9 protein-coding genes are annotated in these 16,478 nt (G+C 64.8%); all 9 read left to right on the plus strand.

Annotation, left to right across the window (positions count from 1 at the left end; genetic code table 11):
• Nucleotide 1: 1 nt before the first annotated feature.
• The 9 genes from AB4Z43_RS07270 (at nt 2) to AB4Z43_RS07310 (ending at nt 16,119) form a co-directional block, all read left to right on the plus strand.
• Nucleotides 2–799, plus strand: a complete 798-nt coding sequence (locus AB4Z43_RS07270) for an ABC transporter ATP-binding protein (protein WP_441936689.1) — start codon at nt 2–4, stop codon at nt 797–799.
• Nucleotides 800–803: 4 nt separating this feature from the next.
• Nucleotides 804–3,254: a nitrite reductase large subunit NirB gene (gene nirB / locus AB4Z43_RS07275; protein ID WP_441936691.1), complete on the plus strand. Its 2,451-nt coding sequence runs from the start codon at nt 804–806 to the stop codon at nt 3,252–3,254.
• A 5-nt stretch (nt 3,255–3,259) separates the two neighbouring features.
• On the plus strand, nt 3,260–3,589 hold the full coding sequence (nirD, locus tag AB4Z43_RS07280) for a nitrite reductase small subunit NirD (protein ID WP_019860900.1): 330 nt from the start codon (nt 3,260–3,262) through the stop codon (nt 3,587–3,589).
• A gap of 2 nt (nt 3,590–3,591) precedes the next feature.
• On the plus strand, nt 3,592–6,270 hold the full coding sequence (locus AB4Z43_RS07285; RefSeq protein ID WP_441936693.1) for a nitrate reductase: 2,679 nt from the start codon (nt 3,592–3,594) through the stop codon (nt 6,268–6,270).
• A gap of 115 nt (nt 6,271–6,385) precedes the next feature.
• Nucleotides 6,386–7,762 carry an efflux RND transporter periplasmic adaptor subunit gene (locus tag AB4Z43_RS07290; protein WP_441936695.1) on the plus strand — a complete coding sequence of 459 codons (1,377 nt, stop codon included), beginning with the start codon at nt 6,386–6,388 and terminating at the stop codon, nt 7,760–7,762.
• Nucleotides 7,759–10,893, plus strand: coding sequence for an MdtB/MuxB family multidrug efflux RND transporter permease subunit (locus AB4Z43_RS07295; protein ID WP_441936697.1), 3,135 nt, complete (start codon nt 7,759–7,761; stop codon nt 10,891–10,893). The genes AB4Z43_RS07290 and AB4Z43_RS07295 overlap by 4 nt, the downstream gene beginning before the upstream one ends.
• Nucleotides 10,890–14,174, plus strand: coding sequence for an efflux RND transporter permease subunit (locus tag AB4Z43_RS07300; protein WP_441936699.1), 3,285 nt, complete (start codon nt 10,890–10,892; stop codon nt 14,172–14,174). Before AB4Z43_RS07295 ends, AB4Z43_RS07300 begins: the two co-directional genes overlap by 4 nt.
• Nucleotides 14,175–14,368: 194 nt before the next feature.
• Nucleotides 14,369–14,743: a hypothetical protein gene (locus tag AB4Z43_RS07305; protein ID WP_441936701.1), complete on the plus strand. Its 375-nt coding sequence runs from the start codon at nt 14,369–14,371 to the stop codon at nt 14,741–14,743.
• Between the two features lie 647 nt (nt 14,744–15,390).
• Nucleotides 15,391–16,119, plus strand: coding sequence for a hypothetical protein (locus tag AB4Z43_RS07310; protein WP_223217920.1), 729 nt, complete (start codon nt 15,391–15,393; stop codon nt 16,117–16,119).
• Nucleotides 16,120–16,478 lie beyond the last annotated feature (359 nt).

Below are 16,478 nucleotides of genomic sequence, written 5' to 3' on the forward strand. Positions count from 1 at the left end.
GATGACCGCCTATCTGAAACTCGACCATATCGACAAATCCTTCGTCCGCGGCGGCCAGGTCAGCGAGGTTCTGAGGGATATCAGGCTGACCATCGACAAGGGCGAATTCGTCTCCATCATCGGCCACTCCGGCTGCGGCAAGTCGACCTTGCTCAACCTGATCGCCGGCCTGACCAAGGTTTCCGCCGGGGCGGTGCTGCTCGAGAACAGGGAAGTCGACAGCCCCGGTCCCGAACGCGCCGTGGTGTTCCAGAACCACTCGCTGCTGCCCTGGCTAACCGTCTACGAAAACATCGACCTGGCGGTCTCGAAAGTCTTCGGCCGTTCGAAGAGCAAGGCCGAGCGGCATGACTGGATCATGCGCAATCTCGACCTCGTGCAGATGGCGCATGCCAGGGACAAGCGCCCGGCCGAGATCTCGGGCGGCATGAAACAGCGCGTCGGCATTGCCCGCGCGCTCGCCATGGAGCCGAAGATCCTGCTGCTCGACGAGCCTTTCGGCGCGCTCGACGCGCTGACGCGCGCACATCTGCAGGATGCGGTGATGGACATCCATTCCAGGCTCGGCTCGACGACGATCATGATCACCCATGATGTCGACGAGGCGGTGCTCTTGTCCGACCGCATCGTCATGATGACCAACGGTCCTGCAGCGACCATCGGCGAGGTGCTGCCCGTGCCGCTGGCAAGGCCGCGCCGGCGCATCGAACTCGCCTCCGACCCCACCTTCCTGCGCTGCCGCGAGGCCGTGCTGAAATTCCTCTACGAACGCCACCGCTTCGTCGAAGCCGCGGAGTAGCATCATGACAGAAAGATTAGTCATCATCGGCAACGGCATGGCCCCCGGGCGCATGCTGGAGCACCTGCTGGAACAGGCGCCGGGCCGCTACAGCGTCACCATCTTCAACGCCGAACCGCGCGTCAATTACGACCGCATCATGCTGTCGCCGGTGCTGTCGGGCGAAAAGGCCTATGAGGAAATCATCATCCATGGCGACGGCTGGTACATCGCCAACAACATCACCCTCTACAAGGGCCACAAGATCGTCGCCATCGACCGGGCAGCGAAGACCGTCACCTCCGATCATGGGGTCGCCGAGCCCTACGACAAGCTGGTCATCGCCACCGGCTCGGTGCCGTTCATCATTCCTGTACCCGGCCACAACCTGCCCGGCGTGCTGACCTATCGCGACCTGGACGACGTACAGGCGATGATGCTGGCCGCCCAGTCGCGCGCCAAGGCCGTGGTGATCGGTGGCGGCCTGCTCGGGCTGGAAGCGGCGGCGGGTCTCAACGCGCAAGGCATGGACGTCACCGTGCTGCATGTCATGCCGACACTGATGGAGCGCCAGCTCGATCCGGCCGCCGGCTACCTGCTGCAGCGCGCCGTCGAACAACGCGGCATCAAGGTCATCACCAAGGCCAACACGCAAGCAATCACGGGCAATGGCAAGGTCGAGCAGGTGGAACTCGCGGACGGAACCGTTATCCCGGCGACGCTGGTGGTCATGGCCGTCGGCATAAGGCCGAATGCGGCGCTGGCGAAAGAGGCGGGCATCGCCGTCAACAGAGGCATCGTCGTCGATGCCGGCATGCGCAGCAACGACCCCGACATCTACGCGCTCGGCGAATGCGCCGAGGTCAACGGCGTGGTCTATGGCCTGGTGGCGCCGCTCTACGAGATGGCGCGCGTTGCGGCGAGCCAGCTTGCCGGCGACGAGGCTGCTGCCTTCGTCCATTCGGACACGCCGACCAAGCTTAAGGTCACCGGCATCGAGCTGTTCTCGCTCGGCGACTTCGCCGATGGCGACGACCGCCAGGAGATCGTGCTGCGCGACGCCTCGGCCGGCGTCTACAAGCGGCTGGTGCTCAAGGACGACCGCATCATCGGCACCGTGCTCTATGGCGAGACGGCCGATGGCGCCTGGTTCAACGATCTCAAGAAGAAGCAGACCGATATTTCGCAAATGCGCGATACGTTGATCTTCGGCCAGTCATACCAGGGGGGTGCCCCGCTGGACCCTATGGCGGCCGTTGCAGCCTTGCCGGATGATGCGGAAATCTGCGGCTGCAACGGCGTTTGCAAGGGAAAGATCACCGGCGCGATCACGGCCAAGGGCCTGACCTCGCTCGACGATGTGCGCGCCCACACCAAGGCGTCGGCCTCCTGCGGCTCCTGCACCGGGCTGGTCGAGAAGCTGATGGTGCTGACCCTCGGCGACGCCTACAACCCTGCGGCCGTGCAACCGATGTGCGGCTGCACCACGCTCGGCCACGACGAGGTGCGCCGGCTGATCAAGGCCAAGCACCTGAAGACCATTCCCGCCGTCATGCAGGAGCTGGAATGGAAGACCTCCTGCGGCTGCGCCAAATGCCGGCCGGCGCTCAACTACTATCTCGTCTGCGATTGGCCGGACGACTATGCCGACGACTACCAGTCGCGCTTCATCAATGAGCGGGTGCATGCCAACATCCAGAAGGACGGCACCTATTCGGTGGTGCCGCGCATGTGGGGCGGCGTCACCAATGCCGCCGAACTGCGCGCCATCGCCGATGTCGTCGACAAGTTCGAGATCCCGATGGTCAAGGTCACCGGCGGCCAGCGCATCGACATGCTGGGCATCCGCAAGGAAGATTTGCCGGCGGTGTGGGCCGATCTCGGCCAGGCCGGCTTCGTCTCCGGCCATGCCTATGCCAAGGGCCTGCGCACGGTGAAGACCTGCGTCGGCTCCGACTGGTGCCGCTTCGGCACGCAGGATTCGACGGGGCTGGGCATTCGCATCGAGAAATTCATGTGGGGGTCGTGGACCCCGGCCAAGGTCAAGATGGCGGTGTCCGGTTGTCCGAGGAACTGCGCCGAGGCGACTTGCAAGGATGTCGGCGTCATCTGCGTCGACTCAGGCTACGAGATTCATTTCGCCGGTGCCGCCGGCCTCGACATCAAGGGCACCGAAGTGCTCGGCCTTGTGAAGACAGAAGACGAGGCGCTGGAGCACATCGTGGCGCTGACGCAGATGTACCGTGAGCAAGGCCGATATCTCGAACGCATCTACAAATGGGCTAAACGCATCGGCATCCCCGAGATCAAGCGCCAGATCATGGACGACGATGCCAAGCGCAAAGCCTACTACGACCGCTTCGTCTTCAGCCAGAAATTCGCCCAGGTCGATCCATGGTCGGAACGCGTCTCCGGCAAGGACAAGCACGAATTCCGGCCGATGGCTTCGGTCGGGTTTGCGCAGGCGGCGGAGTGAGCCCAATGAACTGGATCGCCATCGGCTCCCTCTCCGACATCCCCCGCCGTGGTGCGCGCTGTGTCGCCACCCCGCAAGGCAAGGTCGCGGTCTTCCGCACCCAGGACGATCAGGTCTATGCCATCGACGACCATTGCCCGCACAAGGGCGGGCCGCTGAGCCAAGGCATCGTCCATGGCGCGGCGGTAACCTGCCCCTTGCACAATTGGGTGATCTCGCTGGAGACAGGCAAGGCGCTCGGCGCCGATGAGGGCGCGGTGCGCACCATCCCAGTCAAGGTCGAGGGCGAGCGCCTGTTCCTGGCGCTGGAAGCGCTGGCGAGCTGCGCCGCCTGACCATGGAGATCGACGCAGCACGCGAGGTGAGGACCACCTGCCCCTATTGCGGGGTGGGCTGCGGCGTGCTGGCGAAGGTCGCCGCGGACGGGCAAGTGTCCGTCCGCGGCGACCCCGATCATCCCGCGAATTTCGGCCGGCTCTGCTCCAAGGGCTCGGCACTGGCCGAGACCGTCGGCCTCGACGGCAGGCTGCTTCATCCCGAAATCCACGGCCGCCGGACAGGCTGGAACGAGGCGCTCGACCACGTCGCTTCGACCTTCTCGCAAACCATCGCCGAGCACGGACCGGATGCGGTCGCCTTCTATGTCTCGGGTCAGCTGCTGACCGAGGATTACTACCTCGCCAACAAGCTGATGAAGGGTTTCGTCGGCTCGGCAAACATCGACACCAATTCGCGGCTGTGCATGGCCTCGTCCGTCGCCGGCCACCGCCGCGCCTTCGGCTCCGACACGGTGCCGGGAACCTATGAGGATCTGGCACGCGCCGACCTCATCGTGCTGGTCGGCTCCAACCTCGCCTGGTGCCACCCCGTGCTCTACCAGCGCATCGCCGCTGCCCGAGAAAAGCGGCCGGAGATGAAGATCGTGCTGGTCGATCCGCGCCGCACCATGACATCTGATATCGCCGACATGCATTTGGCGATCGCGCCCGATGGCGATGTCGCTCTGTTCACCGGCCTGCTCGCCTGGCTCGGCCAGCACAATGCACTCGACCGCGCCTATATCACGGCGCACACGACCGGCTTCGGGCAAGCTCTTTTCGCCGCATCGGCGCTTGACCTTGCCGGGGTTGCCGCTGCCACAGGCCTCAGCGAAGACGAGCTCGGCGGTTTCTACAGCCTGTTCGCCGCGACCGCGAAGACGGTCACCGTCTACAGCCAGGGCGTGAACCAGTCGTCGTCCGGCACCGACAAGGTCAACGCCATCATCAACTGCCATCTCGCCACCGGCCGCATAGGCAAACCGGGAGCCGGCCCGTTCTCGGTGACCGGCCAGCCCAACGCCATGGGCGGCCGCGAGGTCGGTGGCATGGCCAACATGCTCGCCGCCCATATGGAGATCGAAAATCCCGAACACCGCGACCGCGTCCAGCGCTTCTGGAATGCGCCCGGCATCGCGCAAAAGCCCGGGCTGAAGGCCGTCGAGATGTTTCAAGGCGTGGCCGACGGGCGCATCAAGGCGCTGTGGGTCATGGCCACCAACCCGGTCGATTCGATGCCGGACGCGGACGCCGTCGAAGCAGCAATCAAGGCTTGCCCGTTCGTCGTGGTTTCGGATGTCCTGGCCAGCACCGACACAGTGCGTCACGCCCATGTCCGGCTGCCCGCCGCCGCCTGGGGCGAAAAGGACGGCACCGTCACCAACTCCGAGCGCCGCATCTCGCGCCAGCGGTCGTTTCTGTCGGCGCCCGGCGAGGCGAAGCCCGACTGGTGGATCATCGCGGAGGTGGCGCGGCGGATGGGTTTTGGCGAGGCGTTCGCGCACGAGACGCCGGCGGAGATCTTTGGCGAGCACGCCGCGCTGTCGGGGTTCGAGAATGATGGTGGGCGGGACTTCGATATTGGGGCTTATGCCGGAATTGATGCTGAGGGCTATGCAAGGCTGGCGCCGTTCCAATGGCCAGCGCCGAGCCCAGGAGGCGGCACGACAGAGCAGCACCCCACCCGTTTCTTCGCCAACGGCCATTTCTACACAGCCGACCGCAAAGCCCGCTTCATCGCCATCCGTCCCACGACGGAAACCCGCACCACCCCCGACTTCCCGCTCATCCTCAACACCGGCCGCATCCGCGACCATTGGCACACGATGACGCGCACCGGCAAAAGCCCGCGCCTGTCCCAGCACATCGCCGAGCCCTTTGTCGAAATCCATCCCCTGGACGCGCAGCACCACGGCATCGGCGACGCCGACATCGTGCGTATCTCCAGCCCGCGCGGCGACGTACTGGTCCGCGCCCTGATCACGCCACGCCAGCGCCAAGGCAGCGTCTTCGCACCGATGCACTGGACCGATCAGTTCGCGGCAAAAGGCCGGCTCGACGCATTGACCGCACCGCTCATCGATCCGGTCTCAGGCCAGCCGGCGCTGAAACATGTCGCGGCCCGCCTCGAGAAATTTGTCGCAAAGGCCTTTGCGTTCGCCGTGATGCGCCGCCGTCCCGAGGCGATTGCCGCTGACTACTGGGCGGTTGCCAGGTGCCGGGGCGGATGGCGGGTTGAACTTGCCTTTGCCAACGACGACGCCGACTGGACAGCCTTCGCCGGCTCGCTCTTCGAGGCCCCCTCGGCCGAAATGCTCGCCTATCACGACCGCGACGCCGGCCAGCACCGCATCGCCGCCTTCGACGGTGAGCACCTCACGGGTGCTTTGTTCGTCGCCCGGGGCCCGGTCGCGGTATCGCGCGGCTGGGCGGCCGAACAGCTCGAAGAGGTCCACGCCAGCCGGCGCGAGCGCTTCAGGATCGTCGCCGGTCGTGCCGGTGCCGAACGGCCGGACGCGGGCGCGACCGTCTGCTCCTGTTTCAGCGTCGGAGCCAACCAGATCGTGGCGGCAGTGGCAGCCGGCTGCACCACCGTCGAAGCCATCGGCGGCGCGCTGAAGGCCGGCACCAATTGCGGCTCCTGCCGGTCGGAGATCCGCGCCCTCATCCAGGCGAGCCGCGTTCAAGCGGCCGAGTGAGCCGCAATCCCGTGTGATTGAGCGGTCCGCGAGGCCGCGCCAAACCTGTCCAACTGTTAATTCGACTTCGTCAGGCTTCGGCCATATTGGTGGATGGGGGTGAAAGAATGCCGCCATGGACCAGCAATTGGAAATGCCCCTGCAGACGACCGTCGCGCCACGCCGATCGCGTCGCTGGATCCCGTGGCTGATCTTCATTGCCATTGTCGCCGCAACCGCCGCCTATCTCTATCAGCGTCCGCATGTCGAGGCGAGGCAACCCGGCGGCAGACGCGGCGCGCAGCCGACGACGATCGGCTCCGCCGCCGTCGAAAAGGGCACGATAGACGTTACCCTCAATGCGCTCGGCACGGTGACCTCGCTCTCCACCGTCACCGTCAAGCCGCAGGTCACCGGCCCGCTCATCCAGGTGAATTTCAAGGAGGGCCAGGACGTCAAGAAGGGCGACCTGCTGGCCGAGATCGATCCCCGCCCCTATCAGGCGGCGCTCGCCCAGGCCCAGGGCCAGCTGGTGCGCGACCAGGCCATGCTCAGGGATGCCCAGCTCGACCTCGTCCGCGACCAGAAACTGGTGGCGCAGGGGACGGCGACACCGCAGACCCTCGACGCGCAGGTCGCCCTTGTCGCGCAGGACCAGGGTTCCGTCCAGGTCGACCAGGCGATGATACAGACCGCCACCCTCAATCTGGATTATTGCCGCATCCTGGCTCCCGTCGACGGACGGGCCGGGCTGCGCCAGGTCGATCAGGGCAACTACGTCACCCCTGGCGATGCCAACGGCATCGTCATCATCACGCAAGTCCAGCCGATCAGTGTGTTGTTCACCGTGCCCGAGGATGAATTGCCCGCGATCGCGCAGCGCATGCAGCAGGGAGCCACTTTGCCCACATCGGCTTTCGACCGCGCCGGAGACAAGAAGCTCGCCGACGGCCAGCTCGAAACCTTCGACAGCCAGATAGACCCGAGCACCGGCACCATCAAGCTGCGGGCGGGCTTCGCCAACGAGACGCGCGTCCTCTACCCGAACCAGTTCGTCAACGTCGCGCTTCTCGTCGACGAGCACAAGGACGTGGCGATCGCCCCGATCGCGGCGATCCAGCGCGGCTTGCCCGGCACCTTCGTCTATCTGGTCAACCCCGACAGCACGGTCGCCGTGCGCAAGGTCACGCTTGGCGTCACCAATGGCGAACACGTCGAGATCCTCGCCGGCCTGAACCCCGGCGACCGTGTCGTCGTCGACGGCGCCGACAAGCTCCGCGACGGCGCCCATGTCAACCTTCAGCAGGATGCGCCGGCCCCGGCACAGCCCTCGGCACCGGTCTCGGCGCAGTCACCTCCGGCATCGGCTGCCACGCCCGCCGGGACAGCGCCTCAGTCACAGGCGTCGGCGCCGGACCAGCCCGCATCGGATGCGCCAAAGCCGGATGACACGGGCAAGCGCAAGGGCCAGGGCCGCAAGCATCGTCACGCGGAGTCCGGGCAGCAGCAATGAGCCCGTCGCGCGCCTTCATCCTGCGGCCGGTGGCGACATCGCTGTTCATGGTCGCCATCATGCTGTCGGGCCTGCTGGCCTATCGTTATCTGCCCGTCTCGGCCCTGCCCGAGGTCGACTACCCCACCATCCAGGTGCAGACCTTCTATCCCGGCGCCAGCCCTGACGTCATGACGTCCTCGGTCACGGCACCGCTGGAAGTCCAGCTCGGCCAGATCGCCAACCTCAACCAGATGAACTCCGTCAGTTCGGCCGGATCCTCGGTCATCACGCTGCAGTTCAGCCTGGCGATATCGCTCGATGTCGCCGAGCAGGAGGTTCAGGCGGCCATAAACGCGGCCGGTAATCTTTTGCCGGCAGACCTGCCGGCGCCGCCCATCTACGCCAAGGTCAATCCGGCCGACGCGCCGGTGCTCACCCTCGGCCTGACCTCGGCCACCATGCCGCTGCGCGACGTGCAGCAGCTTGCCGACACCAGGCTGGCGCAGAAGGTATCGCAGCTGCCGGGCGTCGGCCTGGTCAGCCTCAGCGGCGGCCAGCGGCCGGCGGTGCGTGTCCAGGCCGATCCGCGCAAGCTCGCCGCCTATGGCCTCAACCTCGACGATTTGCGCACCACTTTGGGCAGCGCCAACGTCAACACGCCGAAGGGCAATTTCGACGGGCCGTCGCGCGCCTACACCATCAATGCCAACGACCAGCTGAAGAGCGCCGACGAATACCGTTCGCTGATCGTCGCCTACAAGGACGGCGCACCGGTGCGGCTAAGCGATGTGGCCGACGTGGTCGACGCCACCGAGAACAACCGACTTGCCGCCTGGATGAACAGCACGCCGGCGATCATCCTCAACATCCAGCGCCAGCCCGGCGCCAATGTCATCGACGTGGTCGACCGCATCAAGGCGCTGCTGCCGCAGCTCCAGGCCTCGCTGCCGAACGCCGTCGACGTGAAGGTGCTGACCGACCGCACCACGACCATCCGCGCCTCCGTGCGCGACGTCGAATACGAGCTGACGCTCTCGATCATCCTCGTTGTGCTGGTCATTTTCGTCTTCCTGCGCAGCGCGCGCGCCACGCTGATCCCGAGCCTGTCGGTTCCCCTGTCGTTGGTTGGCACACTGGGCGTCATGTACCTGTTCGGCTTCAGCCTCGACAATCTTTCGCTGATGGCGCTAACCATCGCCACCGGCTTCGTCGTCGACGACGCCATCGTCGTCATCGAGAACGTCGCCCGCTATGTCGAGGAGGGCGCTACGCCGCTGCAGGCGGCGCTGAAAGGGTCGCAGCAGATCGGCTTTACAATCATCTCGCTGACCGTTTCGCTGATCGCGGTGCTGATTCCCCTTCTGTTCATGGGCGATGTCGTCGGCCGGCTGTTTCGCGAATTCTCCATCACGCTTGCCACCACCATCCTGATCTCGGCGGTGGTGTCGCTGACGCTGGTGCCGATGGCCTGCGCCAAGCTGCTCAAACCGGTGGCGGCGGTGCGCGAAAACGCCCTGCAGCGCGCCAGCCGCGACTTCTTCGACTGGGTGATCCGCGGCTACGGCCGGGCGCTGACCTGGGTACTCGACCGGCAGACGCTGATGCTCGTGGTGGCGGCGGCCACCCTGGTGCTGACGGCGGCCCTCTACGTGGTCATCCCCAAGGGGTTCTTCCCCGTGCAGGACACCGGCGTCATCCAGGCCATATCAGAGGCGCCACAGTCGATCTCCTATGCCGCCATGGCCGACCGGCAGCAGCAGCTGGCCGCCATCATCCTTAGGGATCCCGACGTCGACAGCCTATCGTCCTTCATCGGCGTCGACGGCACCAACACGACGATGAATGTCGGCCGCATCCTGATCAACCTCAAGCCGCATGAAGCGCGCACCGCTGATATCACGCAGGTCATCGCGCGGCTGAAACAGGAAGCCGGCGCCGTGCCCGGTGTCATGCTCTATATGCAGCCGGTTCAGGACCTGACCATCGACGGCCAGGTCAGCCGCACCCAGTACCAATTCGTGCTCCAGGACGCCAATGCCGATGAGCTGGGAGAATGGACGCCGAAGCTGCTTGCCAGGCTGAACACGCTGCCGCAGCTCGCCGACGTCGCCAGCGACCTATCGAACAGCGGCCTTGCCGTCTTTGTCGATATCGACCGCGACCAGGCCGCGCGCTTCGGCATCACGCCGGCGACCGTCGACAATGCGCTCTACGATGCTTTCGGCCAGCGTATGGTGTCGACCATCTACACCACGTCAAGCCAGTCCCGGGTCATTCTCGAGGCCGCCCCTTCAGAGCAGGATTCGCTCAAGGCGATCTCTTCCGTCTACCTGCCCTCCTCGACTGGCGGCGCCCCGGTGCCGCTATCGGTGGTGGCAGCCACCCATATCGCCACCACGCCGCTGCAGATCACCCATATGGGGCAATTCCCCGCCACCACCGTCTCGTTCAACCTGGCGCCAGGTGTGTCGCTCGGCGAGGCGGTCACCGCGATCCAGCAGGCGCAGGCCGACATCGGCATGCCGCTCAGCATCATCACCAGCTTCCAGGGTGCGGCGCGCGCCTTCCAGGCTTCGCTCGACAACACACTGTTCCTGATCCTGGCGGCGGTGGTCACCGTCTACATCGTGCTCGGCGTGCTCTATGAGAGCTTCATCCACCCGATCACCATCCTGTCGACGCTACCTTCGGCCGGCATCGGCGCGTTGCTGGCGCTGATGATCGCCGGCCAGGACCTGACCATCATCTCGATCATCGGCATCATCCTCCTGATCGGCGTGGTCAAGAAGAACGCCATCATGATGATCGACTTCGCGCTCGACGCGCAGCGCCATGAAGGCAAGACGCCGCGCGAGGCCATCTACCAGGCCTGCCTGCTGCGCTTCCGCCCGATCCTGATGACGACGCTGGCGGCGATGCTGGGCGCCTTGCCGCTTATGCTCGGCACCGGCGTCGGCTCGGAACTGCGCCATCCCCTGGGCGTCTCCATCGTCGGCGGCCTGCTGCTCAGCCAGTTGCTGACGCTGTTCACCACGCCGGTGATCTATCTCTGGTTTGATCGTCTCTCGGCTCGTCTCAGAGGCATCGAACCCAACCTTGCCCGTGCCCCCAATCTTCCTCGCACCAATGGTGCGGACGCCGGGCCATGAACCTGTCGGTTCCCTTCATTCGACGGCCGGTGGCAACGACGCTGCTGACTTTCGGCCTGCTGGCGGCCGGGCTGGTGGCGTATCCGCAATTGCCGGTGGCGCCGCTGCCGGCGGTCGACTACCCCGTCATCTCGGTGACGGCCTCGCTGCCCGGCGCCAGCCCCCAGGTGGTGGCCAACACCGTCGCCAGCCCACTCGAGCGGCATCTCGGCGAAATCGCCGACGTCAACGAAATGACCTCGTCGAGCAGCGTCGGCAGCGCGCGCATCACCTTGCAGTTCGGGCTGGACCGCGACATTGACGGCGCCGCGCGTGACGTCCAGGCGGCGATCAACGCCGCGCGCGCCGACCTGCCGTCCAGCCTGCGTTCCAACCCGACCTATCGCAAGGTCAATCCCGCCGACGCCCCGATCCTCGTCCTGTCGATGACATCGGACACTCTGTCCAAGGGTCAGCTCTTCGATGCCGCCAGCACCGTGCTGGCGCAGAAACTCTCGCAGGTCGACGGCATCGGCGAGGTGTCGGTCGGCGGCAGCTCGCTGCCGGCGGTGCGCGTCGAGCTCAACCCGCAGGTGCTCTACGATTACGGCATCGGGCTGGAGGATGTGCGCGCCGCACTCGCCTCGGCCAACGCCCACAGCCCCAAGGGCGCCGTCGATGTCGGCGGCCAGCGCTACCAGATCTACGCCAACGACCAGGCCAACCAGGCCGAAGCTTACCGTTCCCTCATCGTCGCTTACCGCAATGGCGCGCCGGTCAGGCTTTCCGACGTCGGCCAGGTCAATGATTCCGTCGAGAACATTCGCAATGCCGGTCTTGCCAACGGCAAGCCGGGCGTGCTGATTATCCTCAACCGCTCGCCCAACGCCAACATCATCGCGACGGTGGACCGGGTAAAGGCGTTGCTGCCGGCGCTGCGCGCCTCGATCTCGCCGGCCATCGACCTGTCGCTGGCGGTCGATCGCTCGACAACCATCCGCGCTTCGCTGAGCGAGGTCGCGCAGACGCTGATGATCGCCATCGGCCTGGTGATCCTCGTCGTCTTCGCCTTCCTGCGCGACGTGCGTTCGGCGCTGGTGCCGATCGTGGCCGTGCCGGTGTCCCTGGTCGGTACACTGGGTGTCATGTATCTGCTCGGCTTCAGCATCGACAATCTGTCGCTGATGGCGATGACGGTGGCCACCGGCTTCGTCGTCGACGACGCCATCGTCGTGCTGGAGAACATCGCCCGCCACACCGCTTCCGGCATGGGCCGCATGGAAGCGGCGATCAAGGGCTCCCAGGAAGTCGGCTTCACCGTGCTGTCGATGAGCCTGTCGCTGATCGCCGTCTTCATCCCGATCCTGCTGATGGGCGGCATCGTCGGCCGGCTGTTCCGCGAATTCGCCGTCACGCTGTCGGCGGCGATCCTGGTCTCGCTCGCAATATCGCTCACCACCACGCCGATGATGTGCTCGATCCTGCTGCGCCCCGAGGGAGAACGCGAACACGGCCGGCTCTACCGCTTCAGCGAGCGCATCTTCGAGGCCATGCTGAGCTTCTATCGCCGGTCGTTGTCCTGGGCACTCGACAATCCGCTGCTGATCATGGCGGTGCTCGCGGCCACACTGTGCCTGAATGGCTATCTCTATGTCACCATTCCCAAGGGCTTTTTCCCGCAGCAGGACACCGGACGGCTGACCGGCTCGATCCAGGCCGACCAGGCGACCTCCTTCCAGTCGATGTCGCAAAAGCTCAGCCAGTTCGCCGGCATCGTCAGCAAGGATCCGGCGGTCGACGCCGCGGTCGGCTTCACCGGCGGCGGTCAGACCAATTCCGGCTTCATGTTCGTGTCGCTGAAGCCGTTGGCCGAGCGCAAGATCTCGGCCGACCAGGTCATCGCCCGGCTGCGGCCCAAACTGGCTGGTGTGCCTGGCGCCACGCTTTTCCTGCAGGCGGTGCAGGATATACGCGTCGGCGGGCGGCAATCGAACGCGCAGTACCAGTACACCTTGCAAGGCGACAGTTTCGATGAGCTGGCGGAATGGGCGCCGAAGCTCGCCGCCGCGCTGCAGACGGAACCCAGGCTCACCGACGTCAACTCCGACCAGCAGAACAAGGGCCTGGAAGCCGACGTCACCATCGACCGCGACACGGCAAAGCGCCTCGGCATATCGGCCAGCGAGATCGACAACACGCTCTACGACGCCTTCGGCCAGCGCCAGGTGTCCACCATCTATGTCCAGCGCAACCAGTACCACGTGATCATGGAAGTGGCGCCGCAATACTGGCAAAACCCGGATGCGCTGAAAAAAGTCTATGTCAGCACATCGGGCGGTTCGGTTGGAGGATCGCAGGCGAGCAATGCGGTTGCCGGCACATTCGTCGCACCAGGCCGGTCCACCAGCGCCCAGACGGTCGCCGCCGACGCGGCGCGCAACCAGGCCAACAATTCCATCACAAGCACCGGCAGGACGGCCGCCTCGACCGGCTCGGCGGTCAGCACCGGAGCCGAGATCATGGTGCCGCTGTCGGCCGTCGCGCATTATGGCCCCGGCAGCACGCCGCTGTCGGTCAACCACCAGGGCCTCTTCGTCGCCACCACCCTGTCGTTCAACCTGGCGCCGGGCGTCGCGCTCAGCGAAGGCGTCGCGGCCATCAACGCGGCGGCCGACCGCATCGGCATGCCGGCCACCATCCATGGCAGTTTCCAGGGCACAGCGCGCGTCTTCCAGGACTCCCTCTCCGATCAGCCGCTGCTGATCCTCGCCGCGCTGATCGCCGTCTATGTCGTGCTCGGCATTCTCTACGAAAGCTACGCGCACCCGCTGACCATTCTGTCGACCTTGCCCTCGGCCGGCGTCGGCGCCTTGCTGGCGCTGACCCTGTTCAAAATCGAGTTCTCGATCATGGCGCTGATCGGCATCATCCTCTTGATCGGCATCGTCAAGAAGAACGCGATCATGATGATCGACTTCGCACTGGCCGCGGAGCGCAACGAGAACAAATCGGCGCATGACGCCATCTACCAGGCATGCCTGCTGCGCTTCCGCCCGATCATGATGACGACCATGGCAGCACTGTTCGGCGCCGTGCCGCTGGCGATCGGCCTTGGCGAGGGCGCGGAACTGCGCCAGCCGCTCGGCATCGCCATCGTCGGCGGCCTGATCCTGAGCCAGATCCTGACCCTCTACACGACGCCGGTCATCTACATCTATATCGACCGTTTTGGTCGCTGGTGCCGGCGATTGCCGTCGCGGACCCGGTACTCCTGGCAGGCAGGCATACAACCGGGAGAGTGAGCCGGCTCTCCGCCGATCACAAACTGTCAACTTTGCGTTCCTTGCCGTCCAGCGGTTTGGAACGCCCCTATATCGATGGGTACGGGCCACGAACCGCCGGCGATGAGAGGATCATCGCGACGCGACGGGAGCAGATTGCCCGCGATCGGAAAGCGATAGCCTTACCGCTTTTCCCGTTGAAGGGAGGCGCAACCATGCGCAATTTTACACCGAAGGTCATAGCAATCGCATCGCTTCTGGCGGCGGTGCCACTATCGAGCGCCTACGCGGTGCATCGCCATCGGGTCGAACCGGGCGGCATGTCCGTCGAGGCAAGTGCGGTCCTGGACCAGTTGCAGGGCGTCAGGCAGGGGATCGTCGAGGCCATGGATGCAAGGGCGATCACCCCTCAGCAGGAGCACGATCTGATGATGCAGGCCGACAGCATTCACCGCTCGGCCACGGGTGGCGGCGCATATCGAGCTTTGCTCGGCCAGATAGAGAAGCTGGACCAGCAACTGCAGGTCGATACGAGCGGCGGCACATACATGGGCGACGGCTCCGATGGCGGCTATTACCCGAATGGCTGACGCGGACCGCTTATGATCGCTCGGCGCCCCAGACAGATTTCGGGGGCGCCGGTTTTTCACTCGGCCATCGCACAGTGGTGCAAGCAAGGCGGGAAGCCTACTAGACCGAGGCGATGGTGCAGATGGAAGCGTCGCCAAGGCCCTGGCAGTGGCGGGAATTGCGATACTCTTTCGATAATCCACTCAGCCACTCGCATTTCAAAGTAGAACGCGGCAAAGCTTCGCCGCCGCGCGATGTATTATCGCTCGTCAAAACCACGGCTGGTCTGCATTCATGTCCGAAAGGCGTGCGCCCCGCCGCTCGGATGAGACAGAAACTATGCCTGGCCTGATGAAGGTCAATTCAACGGGCAGCCGTTCGGCTGTTATCCAAGCCATAACCCGTCACTGTCGATCCATGCCTCGGCTGGCCCTGTTGTCCGCAAATGGTACGTCTGGACACAGGTGTTGAAGGCTGAAAAATAGGGAACGTGACTTCGCTATCCCAGTTGATTCAAGAGATCGGGAGATCCGCGCTGAATCTGGAAGACATAGCCGCCCATCCGGCCTTGCACCGCTACGTACAGGAACAGTCGCAGTCCCTGATCCGCATCTATGAGGAAACCCCGCGACTGGCTTCAATCTTTGCCACGCAGCAGCGCTGGCTGATGGCCCATGTCGGCCTTGCCATGCACTTCCGGCGGGACCCGAACGACCGCCGCAAGGAACTGACCGTATCGCGTTTTATCGAGGTCGTGCACAAGAACGCCGTGGCCAGCCGCAATACGGCGGATGCATTCATCAAGGAGATGCTGCACTACAACATCGCCGAGTATGTGGCTGGCGGGGACGGCCGCACGCATCCCCTGCAACCGACGGCCGCCACCATCGAGAGGTTCACCGGCTGGGTGACCGCCCATCTGCGCACGCTTGACCATATCGATGGCGGCGACCGGCTGGGCAGATATCTGGAACGGCCCGACATGCTTGCCACACTGCAGCCGCTGATCGCTGACGGCCTGCTGACCTCAAAGCCGGTGCGCGAACCCAACCAGACCTTTTCCCTTTTCATCTGGCTCAACAATGGCGGCATCGTCATGGACTGGCTGATGTCCGGCATCGATCCGGACCACGCCGGCCTGGAGCGGATTCCGACCAGTGTGGTTTCGATCGGCGATTTCGCCAAATGGCTCAAGCTGTCGCGGACCCATCTCGGCCGCAAACTGCGCACCGCCGAGGAACTCGGCAGCATTGGCTGGCTCGGCCAACGCGGCCATTCGGTGATGTGGGTGTCGCACGGGTTCTACGAGGAATACATGACCGTGCAGGCCGCCAAGCTGGCTGTCGTCGACAATGCCTTCAAGGCTTGTTTTCCGCCATCGCAAGGCGGTGACTGAGCAGCGCCCTGCACAAGGGCTGATTTTGGGGAAAGCGTAAGGCGGATTTCCGTCCGCAATCAGGTCGGACAAGAAGAGATACCGATTTTGCGCTTCCGCGTAGCAATGAAGCTGCGTCCGTGATTGTGGCCACTGTACACATTCACCCACTATTGATGGCCAGCGTTGCCGCTCATCCGGCATTGCATCGCTGTGCCCGCGCCCAAGCTTCGCCGAAGCCTTTGGTCCGACGACCGGCCCGCTGATCGGAGCGGTATCCGAAGGGCCGATGCTGGACAAGCGTCAGAAGCTGTCCAGCATTACAGCGACGTGTACGCCCTGTGTCGATTGATGCTCGCCGAGCATCACCGACACTGATC

Origin of the sequence: Mesorhizobium sp. 2RAF45, from assembly GCF_052115225.1 — a bacterium.
In the GTDB taxonomy this organism is placed as follows: Bacteria; Pseudomonadota; Alphaproteobacteria; order Rhizobiales; family Rhizobiaceae; genus Mesorhizobium; species Mesorhizobium jarvisii.